The 17,519-nt window shown below is 69.7% G+C and carries 22 protein-coding genes; 11 read left to right on the forward strand and 11 right to left on the reverse strand.

Features of this window, described 5'->3' with window-relative positions; translation table 11 throughout:
- Positions 1-2 precede the first annotated feature (2 nt).
- The gene (locus DKG75_RS08125; protein WP_109920581.1) at positions 3-557 is read right to left on the reverse strand and encodes an SH3 domain-containing protein; all 555 of its coding nucleotides are present in this window, start codon (positions 555-557) and stop codon (positions 3-5) included.
- A gap of 210 nt (positions 558-767) precedes the next feature.
- Between DKG75_RS08125 and DKG75_RS08130 the strand changes: the two genes are divergently transcribed.
- Genes DKG75_RS08130 through DKG75_RS08150 form a run of 5 tightly spaced genes read left to right on the forward strand, consistent with a single transcriptional unit; the run spans position 768 to position 4,454 of the window.
- Positions 768-1,754, forward strand: coding sequence for a 2-hydroxyacid dehydrogenase (locus DKG75_RS08130; protein ID WP_109920582.1), 987 nt, complete (start codon positions 768-770; stop codon positions 1,752-1,754).
- A gap of 48 nt (positions 1,755-1,802) precedes the next feature.
- Positions 1,803-2,396, forward strand: a complete 594-nt coding sequence (gene thpR / locus DKG75_RS08135) for an RNA 2',3'-cyclic phosphodiesterase (RefSeq protein WP_109920583.1) — start codon at positions 1,803-1,805, stop codon at positions 2,394-2,396.
- A gap of 5 nt (positions 2,397-2,401) precedes the next feature.
- Entirely contained in the window at positions 2,402-3,115 is a 714-nt protein-coding gene (gene cobB, locus DKG75_RS08140; protein WP_109920584.1) for a Sir2 family NAD+-dependent deacetylase, read from the forward strand.
- Positions 3,116-3,117: 2 nt separating this feature from the next.
- On the forward strand, positions 3,118-3,540 hold the full coding sequence (locus DKG75_RS08145) for a VOC family protein (protein ID WP_109920585.1): 423 nt from the start codon (positions 3,118-3,120) through the stop codon (positions 3,538-3,540).
- On the forward strand, positions 3,537-4,454 hold the full coding sequence (locus DKG75_RS08150; RefSeq protein WP_109920586.1) for a 2-hydroxyacid dehydrogenase: 918 nt from the start codon (positions 3,537-3,539) through the stop codon (positions 4,452-4,454). Before DKG75_RS08145 ends, DKG75_RS08150 begins: the two co-directional genes overlap by 4 nt.
- 3 nt (positions 4,455-4,457) lie before the next feature.
- Here DKG75_RS08150 and DKG75_RS08155 read toward each other — a convergent pair whose 3' ends face one another.
- Positions 4,458-5,315: a hypothetical protein gene (locus tag DKG75_RS08155; protein ID WP_109920587.1), complete on the reverse strand. Its 858-nt coding sequence runs from the start codon at positions 5,313-5,315 to the stop codon at positions 4,458-4,460.
- Positions 5,316-5,370: 55 nt separating this feature from the next.
- A complete protein-coding gene (locus tag DKG75_RS08160; protein WP_109920588.1) occupies positions 5,371-5,772 on the reverse strand; it encodes a metallopeptidase family protein in 402 nt (133 codons plus the stop codon).
- 84 nt (positions 5,773-5,856) lie between these two features.
- Between DKG75_RS08160 and DKG75_RS08165 the strand changes: the two genes are divergently transcribed.
- Positions 5,857-6,159, forward strand: a complete 303-nt coding sequence (locus DKG75_RS08165; protein WP_109920589.1) for a 4a-hydroxytetrahydrobiopterin dehydratase — start codon at positions 5,857-5,859, stop codon at positions 6,157-6,159.
- Positions 6,160-6,166: 7 nt separating this feature from the next.
- On the opposite strand, the gene DKG75_RS08170 is transcribed toward DKG75_RS08165, so the two are convergent.
- Together DKG75_RS08170 and DKG75_RS08175 are read right to left on the reverse strand one after the other, a co-directional pair.
- Entirely contained in the window at positions 6,167-6,790 is a 624-nt protein-coding gene (locus DKG75_RS08170; protein WP_243746479.1) for a sigma-70 family RNA polymerase sigma factor, read from the reverse strand.
- A complete protein-coding gene (locus tag DKG75_RS08175) occupies positions 6,787-7,005 on the reverse strand; it encodes a NepR family anti-sigma factor (RefSeq protein ID WP_109920590.1) in 219 nt (72 codons plus the stop codon). The genes DKG75_RS08170 and DKG75_RS08175 overlap by 4 nt, the downstream gene beginning before the upstream one ends.
- A 124-nt stretch (positions 7,006-7,129) precedes the next feature.
- Between DKG75_RS08175 and DKG75_RS08180 the strand changes: the two genes are divergently transcribed.
- Together DKG75_RS08180 and DKG75_RS08185 are read left to right on the forward strand one after the other, a co-directional pair.
- Entirely contained in the window at positions 7,130-7,912 is a 783-nt protein-coding gene (locus tag DKG75_RS08180; RefSeq protein ID WP_109920591.1) for a response regulator, read from the forward strand.
- Between the two features lie 3 nt (positions 7,913-7,915).
- On the forward strand, positions 7,916-9,598 hold the full coding sequence (locus tag DKG75_RS08185; RefSeq protein ID WP_109920592.1) for a sensor histidine kinase: 1,683 nt from the start codon (positions 7,916-7,918) through the stop codon (positions 9,596-9,598).
- Here DKG75_RS08185 and DKG75_RS08190 read toward each other — a convergent pair.
- Entirely contained in the window at positions 9,579-10,487 is a 909-nt protein-coding gene (locus tag DKG75_RS08190) for a diacylglycerol kinase family protein (protein ID WP_109920593.1), read from the reverse strand. The two genes, DKG75_RS08185 and DKG75_RS08190, sit on opposite strands and share 20 nt — an antisense overlap.
- A 47-nt stretch (positions 10,488-10,534) precedes the next feature.
- On the opposite strand from DKG75_RS08190, the gene DKG75_RS08195 reads away from it, so the two are divergent.
- Complete coding sequence (locus DKG75_RS08195; protein ID WP_109920594.1) at positions 10,535-11,314, forward strand: methyltransferase domain-containing protein; 780 nt, start codon at positions 10,535-10,537, stop codon at positions 11,312-11,314.
- Between the two features lies 1 nt (position 11,315).
- Here the strand turns inward: DKG75_RS08195 and DKG75_RS08200 are convergent, their stop codons facing one another.
- Together DKG75_RS08200 and DKG75_RS08205 are read right to left on the reverse strand one after the other, a co-directional pair.
- On the reverse strand, positions 11,316-12,287 hold the full coding sequence (locus DKG75_RS08200; protein ID WP_109920595.1) for an NAD(P)H-dependent flavin oxidoreductase: 972 nt from the start codon (positions 12,285-12,287) through the stop codon (positions 11,316-11,318).
- Complete coding sequence (locus tag DKG75_RS08205; RefSeq protein WP_109920596.1) at positions 12,262-12,945, reverse strand: TetR/AcrR family transcriptional regulator; 684 nt, start codon at positions 12,943-12,945, stop codon at positions 12,262-12,264. Before DKG75_RS08205 ends, DKG75_RS08200 begins: the two co-directional genes overlap by 26 nt.
- Positions 12,946-13,051: 106 nt before the next feature.
- Here DKG75_RS08205 and DKG75_RS08210 point away from each other — a divergent pair, with 106 nt between their 5' ends.
- Entirely contained in the window at positions 13,052-13,933 is an 882-nt protein-coding gene (locus tag DKG75_RS08210) for a metal-dependent hydrolase (protein ID WP_109920597.1), read from the forward strand.
- A 20-nt stretch (positions 13,934-13,953) separates the two neighbouring features.
- On the opposite strand, the gene DKG75_RS08215 is transcribed toward DKG75_RS08210, so the two are convergent.
- The 3 genes from DKG75_RS08215 to DKG75_RS08225 form a co-directional block, all read right to left on the reverse strand.
- A complete protein-coding gene (locus tag DKG75_RS08215) occupies positions 13,954-14,727 on the reverse strand; it encodes an enoyl-CoA hydratase-related protein (protein ID WP_109920598.1) in 774 nt (257 codons plus the stop codon).
- Between the two features lie 96 nt (positions 14,728-14,823).
- Positions 14,824-15,627: a PhzF family phenazine biosynthesis protein gene (locus DKG75_RS08220; protein ID WP_109920599.1), complete on the reverse strand. Its 804-nt coding sequence runs from the start codon at positions 15,625-15,627 to the stop codon at positions 14,824-14,826.
- Positions 15,628-15,634: 7 nt separating this feature from the next.
- Positions 15,635-15,889: a DUF1127 domain-containing protein gene (locus tag DKG75_RS08225; protein WP_109920600.1), complete on the reverse strand. Its 255-nt coding sequence runs from the start codon at positions 15,887-15,889 to the stop codon at positions 15,635-15,637.
- A 71-nt stretch (positions 15,890-15,960) separates the two neighbouring features.
- Between DKG75_RS08225 and DKG75_RS08230 the strand changes: the two genes are divergently transcribed.
- Positions 15,961-17,424 carry an aminotransferase-like domain-containing protein gene (locus tag DKG75_RS08230; protein WP_109920601.1) on the forward strand — a complete coding sequence of 488 codons (1,464 nt, stop codon included), beginning with the start codon at positions 15,961-15,963 and terminating at the stop codon, positions 17,422-17,424.
- Positions 17,425-17,519: the final 95 nt, after the last annotated feature.

Genomic DNA, 17,519 nt, shown 5'->3' on the forward strand with positions numbered 1-17,519 from the left:
CGTCAGTCCAGCACTTCGTCCGGATAGACGCCCCACAGCCAGTCGCGCATCAGCCAGCCGCGCTTGCCCTCGACCGTCGCCCGGCACCAGGCGCCCTTGCAGCGCTCCAGCCGGACCAGGACGCCGGGTTCGAGGCGCAGCACCGGCCGGCTGTCGTCGGCGGCATCGGCATAGAGGACGCGGATCGCGCCCTCGACCGAGGCGAAGCGCTTGCCCGACAGCAGGCTCTTGTGCACCCAGCCGACCGAGCCGTCGTGATCGCGGATCTTCCGCCAATATTCGAACTCGGCGACGATCTCGACCGGCAGGCCGGAACGGACATATTTCCAGGTGATCGGATACTGCGAGCCCGGCCCGGTGCGCACGTTGATCTCGCTCGAGCCGAGCGAGGCGAAGCGCGGCAGGCGGCGGCCGGCCTCGCCCTCGGTGCCGGCGCCGTCGGGCGGCAGTTCGGCCGCCGGGGCGGCGGTGCCGTCCTGGGCCCGTACCCCCCCGGGCAGGGGCGCCAGGGCAAGGCAGATCAGGCCGGACAGGGCGAGCAGGCGGGCGAGGGGCATCGAAGCGCTGAAACTTGTCGAATGAGAAAACGAATCGTCGAACCGCCACTCTCGTTCGAGGTGGGGCCGGGGTCAAGGCAGGGCTGGCGGCGCCTTGCCCGCTGCGGTGAAATGATACGGAACGCCAGCTTTGAACCTGCGCGCAAGTCTGCTAGGAAGGGCCGTGTTCTGCCGCGGATGTCGCCGTCCGCAGCCCCCGGGGAGAGGATGATGCCAGTCAAGAAGCCGCTCGTGATCGTCACGCGTAAGCTGCCTGAAGCGATCGAGACGCGGATGATGGAACTGTTCAACACCCGGCTCAGCACGGACGACCATCCGATGAGCCAGGCCGAACTGATCGAGGCGGTGAAGGCCGCCGATGTCCTGGTCCCGACCGTGACCGACCGGATCGACGGTCGCATTCTCGCCCATGCCAATCCCAATCTCCGCCTGATCGCCAATTTCGGCACCGGCGTCGACCATATCGACCTCGCCGCCGCCCGCCAGCGCGGCATCACCGTGACCAATACCCCGGGCGTCCTGACCGAAGACACGGCGGACATGACCATCGCCCTGATCCTCGCCACCTCGCGCCGCCTGGCCGAGGGCGAGCGGGTGATCCGCACCAGCGAATGGGGCGGCTGGTCGCCGACCTGGATGCTGGGGCGGCGGATCTGGGGCAAGCGCCTCGGCATCATCGGCATGGGCCGCATCGGCACGGCGGTGGCGCGCCGGGCGCGGGCCTTCGGCATGTCCATCCACTACCACAACCGCAACCGGGTGGCGGAGGAACTGGAGACGGAACTCGAGGCGACCTATTGGGAAAGCCTGGACCAGATGCTGGCCCGCATGGACATCATCTCGGTCAACTGCCCCCATACGCCCGCGACCTATCACCTGCTCTCGGCCCGGCGGCTCAAGCTGCTGCAGAAGCAGTCGATCCTGGTCAATACCGCCCGCGGCGAAGTGATCGACGAGAATGCGCTGACCCGCATGCTGGTCGCCGGCGAGATCGCCGGCGCCGGCCTCGACGTCTTTGAGCACGAACCGGCGGTGAACCCCAAGCTGGTCGCCCTCGACAATGTCGTGCTGCTGCCGCACATGGGCTCCGCCACCATCGAGGGCCGCCTCGACATGGGCGAGAAGGTGATCATCAACATCAAGACCTTCGCCGACGGCCACCGGCCGCCGGACCGCGTGATCGAAGGCCTGCTCTGAGCCGAGCCTGAGGGGCCCCTGCCGCGAGGCGGGGGCCTGCGTCGTCCCATGGTCCGCCTTTTCGTCGCCCTGCCCCTGCCCTTGGCCCAGCGCCGGATCCTGGCGCTGGCCGCCGGCGGCGTGCCGGGCGCACGCTGGACGCCCCTCGAGAATTACCACGTCACCCTTCGCTTCATCGGCGAGGTCGACGAGCGCCGGGCGGACGATATCGTCTCCGCCCTCGACACCGTCCATGCCGATGCCTTCACCCTCGGCATCGGCGGGGTCGGCACCTTCGACAGCCGGCGCGACGCCCGCCTGCTCTATGCCCGGGTCCTGCCGGTGCCCGCCCTGCTCGACCTCGAGGGGCGGATCGGCGCGGCGCTGGCCCGGGTGCCGGGCCTCGACCTCGAGCCGCGGCGCTTCGTCCCCCATGTCACGCTGGCCCGGCTGAGGCAGGTCGACATGGGCCGGCTCGGCGCCTTCATCGAGGGCAACGGCCTGCTGGCGACGCCCGACTGGCGGGTCGATCACTTCGCCCTTTATTCCAGCGACACCGGCGGCGACCATTCGGTCTATACGCTGGAGGAACGCTTCGACCTCGACGACGATGCCGGCGGGGATGACCACGACGGCTGGGCCGACGACGGCGGGGAGGATTGAGCGCCATGGGCTTCAGGCGGCTGGTGATCCTGACCGGGGCGGGGATTTCCGCCGAATCCGGCCTCGGCACCTTCAGGGACAAGGACGGTCTCTGGACCCGCTATAACCTTGAGGATGTGGCGACGCCCCAGGGTTTCGCCCGCGATCCCGCCTTCGTCCATGAATTCTACAATGCCCGGCGCCGGGGCTTGCGGGAGGCGCAGCCCCATGCGGCGCATCAGGCGCTGGCCCGGCTGGAAGCCGCCGCCCCCACGGGGTCGGTCCTGCTCGTCACCCAGAACGTCGACGACCTGCACGAGCGGGCGGGCAGCCGGAACCTCATCCACATGCATGGCGAATTGACCAAGGTGCGCTGCGATGCCTGCGAGACCGTGGCCGAGCACCGCGACGACCTCTCGACCGGCTCCGTCTGCGGCCATTGCGGCGGCGCCGGTTTCATGCGCCCCCATATCGTCTGGTTCGGGGAAATGCCCATGATGATGGACGAGATCTACGCGGCGCTCGATGCCTGCGATCTCTTCGTCTCGATCGGCACCTCGGGCACGGTCTATCCGGCGGCGGGCTTCGTCGAGCACGTCCGGCGCCGGCGCCGGGCCCATACGGTCGAACTGAACCTCGACCCGTCCGAGGGCCATTCGCTGTTCGCCGAACGGCGCTATGGCGCCGCCAGCGCCATCGTGCCTGAATTCGTCGACCGCTTGCTGGCCGAAGGCATCTGACCATGCGCCCCTTCCATCTCGCCTTTCCGGTCGGCGACCTCGACGCCGCCAAAGCCTTCTACGGCACGGCGCTGGGCTGCACCGCCGGCCGCAGCACCGCGGCCTGGGCCGATTTCGACCTCTACGGCCACCAGCTCAGCGCCCATCTCCGCCCCGGCTGGCAAGGTGCCGGAGAGGGGACCGGCGGCGTCGACGGCGATGCGGTGCCGATCCCGCATTTCGGCGTCGTCCTGACCATGCCGCAATGGCAGGCCCTGCGCGCCCGGCTGGAAGCGCGGGACGATATCCGCTGGATCCTGACGCCCAAGGTCCGCTTCGTCGGCCAGCCGGGGGAGCAGGCGACGCTGTTCATCCTCGATCCGTCCGGCAATGCCCTGGAATTCAAGGGTTTCGCCAGCGACGAAGGGATTTTCGCGCCGCAATGAGCATCGCCTATCTCTGCCGCTACGATGCCGCCACCGCCGCCGAGGAACTGGAGATCCTGCGCGCGGTGATCGGCGAGCCGATCGTGATGGGCCCGCCCCACGGCGACCTGGACGAGGCGGCCTTGGCCGCGGTCGAGATCGCCGTCGTCGCCAATCCGGCCCCGGGCATCCTGGCCCGCATGCCCGGCCTCGGCCTGATCCAGAGCCTTTGGGCCGGCGTCGACGGCCTGCTGGCCGACCGCACCATCCCGCCCGCCGTGCCGCTGGCCCGCCTGGTCGATCCCCTGCTGGCGACCGCCATGGCGGAAGCGGTGGTCGCCCATGTCATGGCCCTGCACCGGCAATTGCCGGCCTATCGCGAACAGCAGGCGGTGCGGCGCTGGCAGCGCCTGGCCCAGCCCTTCGCCGCGGAATGCCCGGTCGGCATTCTCGGGCTCGGCGAAATGGGGCGGGCGGCGATCGACCTGCTGCGCCCCCTCGGCTTTCCCATCCTGGGGTGGAGCCGGTCGGCGGGGGCGGACGCCTTGGCGCGGCTTCAGGCGGAGGCGCGGATCGTCGTCAACCTGCTGCCCCTGACGGCGGAAACCTGCCATATCCTGGCGGCGCCCTTCTTGTCGCGCCTGCGCGCCGGGGCGGCCCTGATCAATTTCGGCCGGGGCGGCCATCAGGTGGTGCCCGACATTCTCGCCGCCCTCGATGCCGGCCGATTGTCCCATGCCGTGCTCGACGTCTTCGAGACCGAGCCCCTGCCGGACGACAGTCCCCTGTGGCGGCACCCCAAGGTGACCGTAACGCCCCATGTGGCGGCGGAAACCGATGCCGTCTCGGCGGCGCGCTGCACCGCCGCCAATATCGCCGCCTTCAGGGCCGGCCGCCCGGTCGCCGGCCTAGTCGACCGGGCCAAGGGGTATTGACGCTCACTTCAGGCGGAAAGCCTGGACCTGGGCGCTGCCCCGCTCGCCCAGCATATAGGGGACGCCGGGCAATGGGCCGAGCCGGTCCTGGCCGATCTTCTCGTCGGTCCAGGTGATGGCGACCCGGTTGCCGCCCGGCTCGACCTCCAGGGCGCCGGTGCGGCCGCCCTCGCTGACCGGGGTCAGGGCGGCCGGCGCCGTGGGGAAGGCGCGGGCGACGCCCTTCTCGGGCACGAAGACGAATTCCCGCGCCGCGCCGATCTCGAAGCGCCACCAGCCGATCATCCATTTCGGCGCCTTCACCGCGATCCGGGCCAGCACCTCGATGTCGACCCAGCCTTCCAGCGTGCTGGGGTCCCAGGTCTGGTGCTTGCGCTTCACGATGTCGAAGCCCTGGGTATAGTCCTGCCCGGGGCCGCCCTGGCCGCCCTCGGCGGTGTTCCAGACGTCGCCGGTGAAATCGATCGACACGCCGACATGGAATTTCTTCATCTTGAAGACGTCGCCGCAGCCGGGCTTCTTGCCGCTGGTCGCGGGGATCCAGGCATCCGAGACGCCCTGCTTCTTCAATTCGGCCGCCAGATCGAAGCGCCCGAGATAGATCGGCGCATTGACCGCATTGCTGAGCTTGCCGGTGAAGCCGTTGCACGACGTCGTGGTGGCGAGGCCGGCCGTGCTCTCGCCTTTCTTGCGCCGTTCGGCCTTGGGAATATCCTCGGTCGCCCAGGTCTTTTGCAGGCCCTCGTGGCTCATCCCGGTCAGGGTGGTGAACAGGGCGCCGTAAGTGCCGTTCGACGTGACGTTCACATTGTCCGGCAACTGGTCGAGAAATTTCTTCGCTTTGTCGCGAACGCTATCCATTCGACTTCCCCCCGGTTGTCGCTGGCTTTCGCAGCCGGGGCATCATAGCACGGGGTCAGTCCAGCGCGTCCATGTCGTCGTCGGAGAAGCCGAAATGGTGCCCGATCTCGTGGATCAGGACTTCCCGCACCAGGCCGCCGAGGGTGGCCCCGGTCTCGCACCATTCGTCGAGGATGGGCCGGCGGTAGAGGAAGATCATGTCCGGGATCGCCCCCGAATCGCCGACCGACTTGTCGCGCAAGGGCACGCCGCGATAGAGGCCGGTCAGGGTGAAGGGATCCTCGATCCCCATCTGTTCCAGCGTCTCTTCGTCGGCGAATTCGTCGACCCGAATCACGATGCCGCGCACCCGGTCCCGCAGGGCGGGCGGGATTTCCGCAAGGGCCTGGGCCGCCAGGGCCTCGATGTCTTCGAGGCTGGGGGCGAGCAGCCGGTCGAGAAACTTCGCGTGAGTCATCGGCGGTGACGTTAGCGGCTTGTGGCGCGCTGTCCAGTCTCGTACCACTTCGGAACGGAGCAATTTGCACGCAAGGGGGGCGCGATGCGCCAGAAACTGTCCGACGAAGCCAAGGCGCTGGCCCTCGCCACCCTGCCGAACTGGCACCTGTCGGCGGAGCGCGACGCCATCGAGCGCCGGCTGGTGCTCAAGGATTTCAGCCAGGCTTTCGCCTTCATGACCCGGGTCGCCATCGCCGCCGAGCAGTTGGACCACCACCCGGAATGGTTCAACGTCTACCGGACCGTCGACATATTGCTTTCGACCCATGACGTCGACGGCCTGTCCGACCTCGACATCGCGCTCGCCCGCCGGATCGACGCCTTCGCGGCCGATTTCGGCCTCTGAGCCCCTGTCAGCGGCCCTTGCCGGGGGCGCCGCCGAGGGCCAGGAAGGCCGCCATTTCCGCCGGCATGGGGCCCGATTCCTCAAGCCGGGAGCCCATTTCCGAGCCGCCGAGCAATTTGGTGAGCTGGGCGCGGGCACGCGAGACCCGGCTCTTGATCGTGCCGACGGCGCAGCCGCAGATCTCCGCCGCCTCCTCGTAGGAGACGCCGCTGGCGCCGACCAGGATCAGCACTTCGCGCTGTTCCTCGGTCAGGCGCCAGAAGGCGCGGCGGAAATCGTCGAACTCCAGGCCGGCCTCCTGGGTCGGGCCCGCCGAATGCTGGTGCTCGTGGATTTCCTCGAGCGTGTCCATCTTCACCCGCGACTTCCGCCCCTCGTTGTAGAAGAGGTTGCGCAGGATGGTGAACATCCAGGCCTTGAAATTGGTCCCCGGCTGGAACTGATGGGCCGCGGTCAGGGCGCGCACCACCGCATCCTGCACCAGGTCGTCGGCGCGTTCGCGGTGGCCGGTCAGGAAGCGGGCGAAGGCGCGCAGGTGCGGCATGACCGCGATCACCTCGGCCCGGATGTCGAAACCCGCCGGCTTGGCCGGGGTATCGTGCTTGGCCGGGGCGTCGGGCTTGCCGGTCACGGCTTGCCCCCGCCGCTCAGCTTGTCGGGATCGATCTCGTTGAGAAGGTCGAGCAGGTCCTGGGGCAGGGGCTCGGCCGCGACATCGTCATAGAGCTTGCGCAGGCCGTCGTCGACCCAGGCGTTGCCGCCACCACCGGGATTGGCGCCGCCGGGATTGGCGCCGCCCGCCTTGGGGTCGCCTTTGGGTTTGGTCCGTTTGCTCTTTTCGGGCATGACTCGTTCCACGCTGCCGGTCCAAGCTACCGGCCTTGGAACCAACGGGGAAGGCCCCGCATTGGTTCCGGACGACATTTGTGGCACGGTCCGCCCGCGGCATGCCCCTGGGGAATCAGTATCCATGACCGATTTGAAGTTTGGTATCGCGCAGCACCTGCCCTATCTCCGCCGTTATGCCCGGGCACTGACCGGCAACCAGGGGGTGGGCGACGGCCTGATCCGCGCCGCCCTGCAATCGCTGGCCTCGGGCAAGGCCGCGATCGATCCCGACCGCGACCTGAAGCCCCAGCTTTACAGCCTCGTCCATGCCGCCGCCGATGCCGCCCCGGCGACCGCGGGCGCCGCCGCCGGCGGCGGGCGTGATGCCAAGGTCCAGGCGAAGCTCGGCCTGCTGCCCTCGGCGGAGCGGCGCGCGCTCTTGCTGACCTCGCTCGAAGCCATGACCCGGGCCGAGGTGGCGTCGGTGCTCGGCCGGCCGGTCGAGGAGGTTTCCGCCCTGCTCGACCATGCCCGGGACGAATTGGCGCGCCAGGACCCGGCCCGCGTCCTCGTCATCGAGGACGAGCCGATCATCGCCCTTCATATCGCCGAAATCGTGCGCGAGGCGGGCCACGAGGTGGTCGGCATCGCGACCCGGAAGAGCGAGGCGGTGGCGCTGGCCGCCGAGCACCGGCCGGGCCTGGTGCTGGCCGACATCCAGCTGGACGACGGTTCGACCGGGATCGAGGCGGCGCAGGAAATCCTGCAATCGCTGGACGTTCCCGTCATCTTCGTCACCGCCTTCCCCGAACGGCTGCTGACCGGCGAGCGCATGGAGCCGACCTTTCTGGTCTCGAAACCCTTCGACCCGGAAACCCTGGTCGTCACCATCGGCCAGGCCCTGTTCCATCACCCGGGCCGCTGACGCGTGACGGGCCTGTTCCGCCTGTTCGACCCCTTACGCGCGCGGCTCGCCGCCCTCATGCTGGTGGTGCTGGCGGCGCCGGCGGCGGGCGGCGCCATCGTCGCCATGCGCGCCTATGACGAACAGACGCGGCGGGCGGAAACCCAGGTCCATCAATTCGCGGCGCTGGCCGCGGCCCACGAGCGGGATTTCTTTTCCGATACCTGGCGCCTGCTGGTCGGGCTGGCCGCCGATCTCACCCTGCCGTCGGCGGGGACGCGCTGCCCGCGCATCTTCAGCGCCTTTCCCGACATTTACCCCGAATACGGCAGCCTCGCCCTGATCGCGCCCGACGGCCGCCAAGTCTGCTCCACCGACCGCAGCGCCAAAGGCCCGGTCAATCACGCCGAGGCGGACTGGTTCCAGCGGGTGATGCAATTGCGCGATTTCACCCTGTCCGACCAGGTGCTGGACCCGGCGGCGGCCAACCCGACCCTGGTCGCGGCCATGCCGATCATCGGCGAGACCGATACGGTCGCCGGCATCATCGCGGTCTGGATCAAGCTGGACCGGCTGGAACGGGTGGCGCGCGACGCCGGCCTGCCGGACGACGGCGTCGTCTATGTCCTCGATCGCAAGGGCGACGTGCTGACCCGGCGCACCGGCGCCGTTCTCGGCGACGGCGGCCTGCCCCAGCCCGACCTGATCGCCCAGGTGGTGAACGACGAGGTGCTGGAATTCCGCGCCGACAGCCTGGACGGGCGCGAACGGGCCTATTCGGTGGTGGTGCTGCAGGGCGGGGCGATCCATGTCCTGTTCGGCCTGCCCGTCGCCTCGACCTTCGCCTGGATCGACCGCGACCTGAATTCGCGCCTGATCCTGCTCGGGGTCACCGTGCTGGCGGCGCTGGCCGCCGCCGTGGTCGGCGGTCATTTCCTGGTGACGCGCTGGGTGCGCAACCTGCGCGGCCTTGCCGCCGATTACACCGCCGGGCGCCTGGACCAGCAGGTGGACCTGACCGGCGCGCCGGCGGAACTGCGCGAGCTGGGCCAGGGCTTCGTCACCATGGGGCGGCGCGTGGCGCTGCGCGAGGCGGACCTGAAGCGCACCATCGCGGAAAAGGACGTGCTGATCCGCGAAATCCACCACCGGGTGAAGAACAACCTGCAAACCGTGCTGTCCATGCTGTCGCTGCGCCTGCGGGCCCTGCGCGAGCCGGGGGCGAAGGCGGCGCTCGGCGATGTCGAGATGCGGGTGAAGGCGCTGGCCCTGGTCCAGCGCCATCTCTATCTCGACGATGCGGCCAGCCTCGTCGATGTCGCCGCCCTGCTCGGCGAACTGGCGGCCAGCCTGACGGCGGCGCGCGGCGACATCCGGCTGGAGGTGGATCTGCCCGCCCTGGCCGTCGACCAGGACCGGGCGACGCCGCTGGCCCTGGCGGTCACCGAATTGCTGACCAATGCCCTGACCCATGGCCTGCCGCCCGGCACCGGCGGCACCATCCGCCTGCGCGCCGAGGCGGCGGCGGACGGCACGATCGCCCTGACCCTGGCCGACGATGGCAAGGGCTTCACCCCGGGGGCGGGCGGCGGCCTCGGCCTGCTGCTGATGCCGGGGCTGGCGAAGCAGATGGGCGGCGAGGCCAAGGTCGAGAGCGCGCCCGGCAAGGGCACGGCCTGGACCCTGGTCATTCCCCCGAAGGCATGAGGAAGTAAAGCCGGCCCTGTTCCAGGCGGAAGCTCAGGGGCGGCTCGAAATGCATCAGTTCGCCGTCGACCGCGACCCGCAGGCGGCGCCGGGACGAGGCCACGGTGAGCGAGCGGCAGGCGGCGAAGTGAATGCCGGGCGCGCTTTCCCAGCGCCCGGCGGCAACCGCGGCGGCGAGGCGCAGCAGCGAAAGCGGGCCCGTGGTCTCGGCGACATAGACCGCCAGTTCGCCATCGGCCAGGCTGGCGCGGGTCGGCACCGGCCCCGCCCCGTCGACGAAACGGTTGTTGGCGACGACGAGAAGGGGCGTGCGCAATTGCACCCGGTCGCCGGCATCGGTGCCGAGATCGACGTCGATCTCCAGTTCGTGGCGGCGGAACAGGGCGCGCCAGCCGGCCCGGATCATCGCCGGCCATTTGCTGAGGCCCCGGCGGCGCCGGGCGCGGTCGCGGTCCAGTACCATCCAGGGATAGAAGCCGAGCACGGCGGCATGCAGGAAGCGGGTGCCGTTCAGATTGGCGACATCGACCGGCGCGATGGTGCCCCGGGCCATGGCCTTGGCGGCATCGACCGGGTCCGGCGGCAGGCCGATATCCCGGGCGGTCAGGTTCATCGTGCCGAGGGGCAGCACGCCGAGGGCGATCGGCGCCCGGCCCAGCATGTTGAGGGCGCCGTTCAGGCTGCCGTCGCCGCCGCCGACGACCAGGACATCGGGCTTGGTCGTGATCGACCGCTGCACGGCCGACTGCATGTCGCGCGGCTTCACCGCGGCGACATTGACCGTATGGCCGGCATGGGCAAAGGCGTTGCGCACCCCGGTGGCGATGGCATGGCCGTCGCCCTGCGCCAGGGTGCCCGCCTTTTCATTCATCACCACCGTGATCCGCATGCGCTATCCTCGACGTTGCACACCTATGGTCGGCAAGGGAGGCCGCGATGGCAAGCTGGGACCCGGGGCAATATGCACGTTTCGCCGATCATCGCCTGCGTCCCGCTGCCGATCTGGTCGCCCGCCTGCCCGAGGGCGGCTTTCGCGCCGGAATCGACCTTGGCTGCGGCGGCGGCCAGCTGACCGCCCTGCTGCGCGCCCGTTTTCCCGCCCTGCCGCTGGCCGGCATCGACAATTCCCCCGCCATGCTGGACGTGGCGCGCCGCCACCTGGCGGACGCGGACTTCAGACTGGGGGATATTTGTGACCCTGGCGTGGCGGCAGGCTGCGACCTGATCGCTTCCAACGCCGCCTTCCAATGGCTGCCGGACCATCGGCCGGTGCTGGCGGCGCTGGTCGGGGGCCTTGCGCCCGGCGGCGTCCTTGCCGTGCAGATGCCGCGCAACCATGCCGCCCCGTCCCATGTCCTGCTGGCGGAAACGGCGGCGGCGGGGCGCTTCGCCGCCGCCCTCGACGGGGTGGCGGGAATCAGGGCGGTGGACGACGCCCCGGATTACGCCGCCCTGCTGCTGGCGGCCGGCGCCGGCGCGGTCGATGCCTGGGCCACCACCTATGTCCATATCCTGGCGCCGGCCGCGGGCAGCCATCCGGTGTTCGAATGGGTGAAGGGCACGGCGCTTCGCCCCTATCTCGATGCCCTGCCGCCCGGCCTTGCAGCCGACTTCGCCGCCGCCTATCGCGGGCGGCTGGCGGCGGCCTATCCGCCGCTGCCCGACGGCAGGGTCCTGTTCCCCTTCCGCCGGGTCTTCTTCGTTGCGGTGAAATAGCTCAGCGGGCGGCGACGAGGCCGGGCAGGCGGGCGATCACCGCCTCCGCCTCGGCCACCGTGCGGCGCAGGATCTCGCCCGCCGGCAGGATCTCGCGGATGGCGCCGGCGCCCTGGCCGGCGGCAAGGCAGACGCGGGCGGGGTCGATATCCTCGGTGACCCCCTGAAGGGTGCGGTTGGCGCCGTTCTGGCCCGAGACCATGGCCTGGATCGGGAAGGGCTGGATCTCCGCCTGCCGGCCCTCCCATTCGGCGGTATAGTCGTTCTTGATCGCGCGCAGCGTCTTGCCGGTGAAGCAGCGGGTGATCAGCGTGTCCTCGTCGCCGGCATCGAGGATCGCCTGCTTGTAACCGGGGGCGGCATTGGCTTCGGCCGAGGCGATGAAGCGCGTGCCCATCCAGACCCCGACCGCGCCGAACGAAAGCGCGGCGGCGAGGCCGCGGCCGTCGACGATGGAACCGGCGGCGACCACCGGGATCGACAGGGCGTCGACCATCTGCGGGATCAGGGCCATGCCCGCCACCCGGCCGGTATGGCCGCCGCCCTCGGTGCCTTGCGCGATCACGGCGTCGCAGCCCGCGGCCTGCGCCTTCAGGCCGTGGTTCACCGTGCCGCAGACCGCCATCACCTTGAGGCCGGCCGCCTTCAGCCTGGCCATGATCGGGGCCGGCACGCCGAGGCCGGCGACGAAGGCGCTCGCCCCCTCGTCGATGATGATGTCGACGGCATTGACCAGGGTCTCGGGCAGGGCGGTGAGCAGGTCGACGGCGAAGGGCTTGCCGGTCAGGCGGCGGACCTTGCGCATTTCCTCGCGGATCTTCTCCGGCGGCAGCGCGGCCATGCCCAGGCAGCCATAGCCGCCGGCCTCGGAAACGGCGGCGCAGACCTCGCCGAAGGCGACGCCGCCCATGCCGGCCAGCATCACCGGATGTTCGATACCGAGAAGATCACAAAGGGGCGTGTGCAGGGTCATGGGGGTCTCCTCCTTCTTCTTCGATCCGGGCTTCTTCGATCCGGGCCTTGTCGGCCCGTTGCAGTTCGATGGTGACATAATGGGCGACCATGCGCGCCAGGCCTTGCGCCAGCGCGTCATAGCCGAAGGGCGGATCCGGGTCCGAGAGATGCTTGAGGACGACGAAGATCCCGCCCTGGATGAAGATATGGTTCATCACCGCGAGGTCGGGCAGCCGGGTCAGCGCCGGGTGCTGCATGACGTATTGCAGCAGCAATTCGGTCAGGGCCGCCGAGACGGCGCCGAAATCCATCGCCTGGTGCGCGGCGATCGTGGCCCGCCCGTACTTCAGGTAACGCTCGTCGTTGCGCGTCAGGAAATCGCCGAAGGCCGCCGCCAGGGCGATGATCGCGGGTTCGATCTCCATCCGCACGAGGCGGGGGATCAGGGGCCGGATCACGCCGACGATGGCGGCGACGAAATGCCGGTTCATCGCCGCGTGGATCTCTTCCTTATTGGCGAAATATTCGTAGAGCGAGCCGACGCTGATGCCTGCGATCTCGGCGATATGGCGCGTCGTCGTTCCCGTCGGGCCGTGGCGGGCGAGGCTGATGAACCCCGCCTCGACGATGGCGTCGACGGTGGCGATGGCGCGGCTTTGCCTGGGTTTCCGGGGCATGGGCTATCCGAATTGAATCCGAACAAAACATCGGATTATCGTTTTGCAACAGGCCCCCGGCGTCAAGGGACGGCGCGGGGGGCAAGACGGAACGGGAGGCCGGATCATGTCAGCGGTTCCAACCAGTGCGAGCGTCGGCGTGCCGCCCCGCAACATGGTGTTCGACCACGAGGGGGCGGAGAAGCGCTATCCCTTCTATGACGGCAATGCGCTGGCCAGCCTGATGTTCGTGGTCTTCTCGGGGATTTTCCCGCCGGGCGAGCGCTTCTTCGTCGACAGCGTGCGCGCCTTCCGCGACCGGATCGAGGATCCGGTCCTCAAGGCCCAGGTCTCGGGCTTCATCGGCCAGGAGGCGCTGCACGGGCGCGAGCACGACCGGCTGAACCAGGCCTTCGCCGCGCGCGGCATCGCCGTCGAGGTGCCGGAGCGCTATGTCCGCTGGTCGCTGCGCCAGCTGAAGCGCCTGCCGCGCCGCCAGCAGCTGGCCTGCACCCTGTTCATGGAACATTTCACCGCCCATCTGGCCGAGCGCTGGCTGAAGGACGAGCGCTTCAAGGCGACTTCCGAGCCGGAAATGATGAAACTCTGGCTGTGGCACGCGCTCGAGGAACTGGAACACAAGGCCGTCGCCTATGACGTCTTCGAGGCGGTGGGCGGCACCTGGGGCGAGCGGGCGGCGGCGGGGGCGCTGGTGGTCGGCGTGCTGCTGCCCGGCGTCCTGGCCAGTTGGGGCGTGCTGCTGGCGAAGGAAGGGCAGGCCGGCGATCTTCGCGGCAACCTGCGCGGGCTCGGCCACCTGTTCGGGCGGCAGGGTTTCCTGACCGGGGTGATCCGCCGCATGCCGGATTTCTTCGGCCGCCGCTTCCATCCCCGCCGGCACGACACGGCGGCGCTCGAAGCCGAATGGCGCGAGATCCTGTTCGGCGCCGAGGGCAGGCTGAACGCCGAATTCCGCAACCGCGAGGCCCTGGCGGCGGCGGCGGCCTGAGTGCCGCCGCCTGTGCGGCATCAGTCGCCGGTCCAGCGGGGCTGGCGCTTCTCGGCGAAGGCGCGCGGGCCTTCGCGGAAATTCTTCGACATGAACATGCGGCCGATCTCGGGGTAATTGGCCAGCATGGCCGCCTCCAGGCTCGGCTGTTCGAGGCCGCGCAGCACGCTTTCCTTGGTCGCCCGGATCGAGGACGGCGCGCATTCGAGGATCAGCCCGGCCCAGCGCCGGGCCGCGGCCATAAGCTCCGCCGCCGGCACCACTTCGTTGACGAAGCCGAGCTGCCGGCCTTCCTCGGCCGGGACCCGGCGCCCGGTCAGCAGCATGCCCATGGCCGCCTTCATGCCGATCTGGCGCGGCAGGCGGTGCATGCCGCCGGCCAGCGCCGCCAGGCCGACGCGCGGCTCCGGCAGGGCGAAGACCGCCTTTTCGGAGGCGACGATCAGGTCGCAGGCAAGGGCGATCTCGAAGCCGCCGCCCATGGCATAGCCGTTCACGGCGGCGATCACCGGCTTCGTCAGGTCGAAGCGGCTGGTCAGGCCGCCGAAGCCGGTGGGCGGCACTTCGATCGCGCCGCCCCTGGCCTGGAACACCAGGTCGTTGCCGGTCGAAAAGGCGCGGTCGCCGGCGCCGGTGATGATCGCGACCCAAAGCTCGGGGTCGGCGGCGAAGGCGTTGAAGGCATCGTGCAGTTCGAAATTGGCCGCCGGATGCAGCGCATTCATGACTTCGGGCCGGTTGATCGTGACGATCAGCAGGTGGCCCTCGCGCTCGACGGTACTGAACTCTCCCATGGCTTGCTCCGCCCTTTCTTATGGTTCTGGGGGCGAAGCATGCATGGTTGACGCGCGCGTCACAATAGGCTGGCGCAGCCGGGCCCGGACGCGGCGTCAGATGTGGATGCGGCCTTCGAGGTAAAGCCGGCAGCGGCCGGAAATCGTCACTCGGCTGCCCCGGTCCTCGACCGTCAGGAAGCCGCCGCGGGCCGAGATCTGCCGTGCCTCCAGCCGTTTCCGGCCCAGCCGCTCCGCCCAATAGGGCGTCAGGCTGCAATGGGCGGAACCGGTCACCGGGTCCTCGTCGATCCCGGCGGCGGGGGCGAAGAAGCGCGACACGAAATCGGCGCCGCTGCCCGCATCGCCCGGCGCGGTGGCGATCACGCCGAAATCGGCCGCCTTGGCCAGGGCCTTGAAGTCCGGCGCCAGCGCCGCGACCTCGGCCGCGGTGTCGAACACCAGCAGCAGGAATTGTCCTGAACGATAGGCTTCCGCCGGCTGGGCGCCCAGGGCCGCGACCACGGCGGGAGCGGTGGCGACGGCGGTCCGGCCCAGGGCGGGGAAATCCAGGGTCAGGACATCGCCCGCCCTTGTCACCGCCAGCAGGCCGGCGTGCGAATCGAATGTCACCGCCGGCAGATGCGGTTGCAGGATTGTCATGATGACAAAGGCGCTGGCCAGGGTGGCATGGCCGCACAGGGGTACTTCGAGCGCCGGGGTGAACCAGCGCAGGCCGAAATGGCCCTCGCCGCCGGCGGGGGTGAAGAAGGCGGTTTCGGCCAGATTGTTGGCGGCGGCGATGGCCTGCAAGGCCGCGTCCGCCGGGAAAGCGGCCAGGGGCACCACGGCGGCCGGGTTGCCCCTGAAGGGCAGCCCGGCGCCGAACGCCTCGACCTCATAGATATCAAGGGTTTGCACGATGATCTCACGGCTTCCAGAAGGGCTTGGCGGCTTCCTGCTCGATGTCGGCCCGGGACAGGCCGATATCGCGCAGCATGTGATCGTCGAGGCCGCGGAGATGGTTGCGCTCCATCGCCCGGCGCTGCCAGTCGAGCAGCACCCCGAACGCGCGGGCAGCGAGCATCCACACGGTCGCACGGGCAGCGGTCTGGCCCGAAGTCTGGGCGAGGGGGGACAGCGTCGGCAGGGTGGGGGATTTTGTCTCGATGCAATCGGTCATGGGTGCCTCCTTTCATAGGCATTGTCTCTATATCTTGACAAAACAATCGTGACAAGATATATATTGTCCCTATGACAATAACGCCCGCCACTGTTGCCCGCCTGTCACCCCCGACCCGCCGGGGGGATGACATCTGGACCCCGAACCTGGACGGTCACGACGGGCCGCTCTATCTGGCGATCGCGGATTCGCTGGCGCAGGCGATCGCCAACGGCACAGTGCCGGCGGGCACCCGCCTGCCCACCCACCGCGATCTGGCGATCCGGCTGGGCGTCACCATCGGCACCGTCACCCGCGCCTATGCCGAGGCGGGGCGCCGCGGCCTGACCGACGGTACGGTCGGGCGCGGCACTTTCGTGCGCGGGCCCGACATCACCCGGCCGGGCAGCGGCGGCCTGGTCGGCATCGACCACGACCGCCCGGTGACGGCGGGCGGCACCATCAACCTGTCGGTCAACCGCCCGGCCATGGGGCCCCAGGTCGAAGCCTTGCAGGGCATGCTGGCTGATCTCTCGGCGCGGCCGGACGTGCTCGCCCATGTCATGGGCTATCAGTTCCCGGCCGGCGCCCCGGCCCATCGGGCGGCCGGCGCCGCCTGGATGCGCCAGGCGGGGATCGAGACCACGCCGGACCGGGTGCTCGTCACCGCCGGCTGCCAGAATGCCCAGACCATCGCCCTGATGACCGTGGCGCGGCCGGGCGACGTGCTGCTGACCGAGGCCCTGGCCTATCCGGGGCTGACCTCGCTGGCGCGGCGCCTGGGCCTGACCCTGGAAGCCGTCGCCCTGGACGACGAGGGCATGCGCCCCGACGCGCTGGAGGCGGCCTGCCGGGGCGGCGGGCGGCGCTTCGTCTATCTGACGCCGACGATCCAGAACCCGACCACGGCGGTGATGGGCGAGCAGCGCCGCCGCGACATCGCCGCCGTCGCCAACCGCTGCGACGCCCTGCTGATCGAGGACGACGTTCACGGCTTCCTGGCGCCCGGCCATACCCCGATCGCCATGCTGGCGCCGGAGCGGACCCTGTTCGTCACTTCGGTGTCCAAGGCGCTGATGCCGGGCCTCCGGGTCGGCTATATGGCGCTGCCGCAGCGGATCGTCGATGCCGCGACCGAAACCATGCGCGCCACCACCCTGATGGCGCCGCCCCTGATGGCGGAAGTGGTCGGCCGCTGGGTCGCCGACGGCACCGCCGAGCGCCTGACCCGCTGGCAATTGACCGAGATCGCCCGGCGCAACGAGGTGGCGGAGCGCTGCTTCGGCCTGCCCGGCCCGGCCGAGGGTCGGGTGCGTTCCTTCCACGTCTGGCTGAAGATCGGCAACGGCCGCCGGGCCGACGATGTGGTCGATGCTGCCAGGGCCCAGGGCGTCCATGTCGCCGGCGCCTCCGCCTTCCAGGTCGGCCGGGGCCCGGCGCCCGAGGCGATCCGCATCAGCCTGTCCGCCGCCGCCGACATCGCCGAACTGACCGAGGGCCTGAACCGGATCGCCGAGGCCCTGCGCTTCTGCCCCGACGAGCCGGCGCTGATCTGATCGGGCGCCATTTGATCGAGATCAGAGCGACAAGCCTCTTTTCAGGCCAGGCTTTCAGGTGAAGACTGTCGGTAACGACAAGACTTCCCGAAAAA

Source organism: Zavarzinia compransoris (assembly GCF_003173055.1).
GTDB lineage: Bacteria > Pseudomonadota > Alphaproteobacteria > Zavarziniales > Zavarziniaceae > Zavarzinia > Zavarzinia compransoris.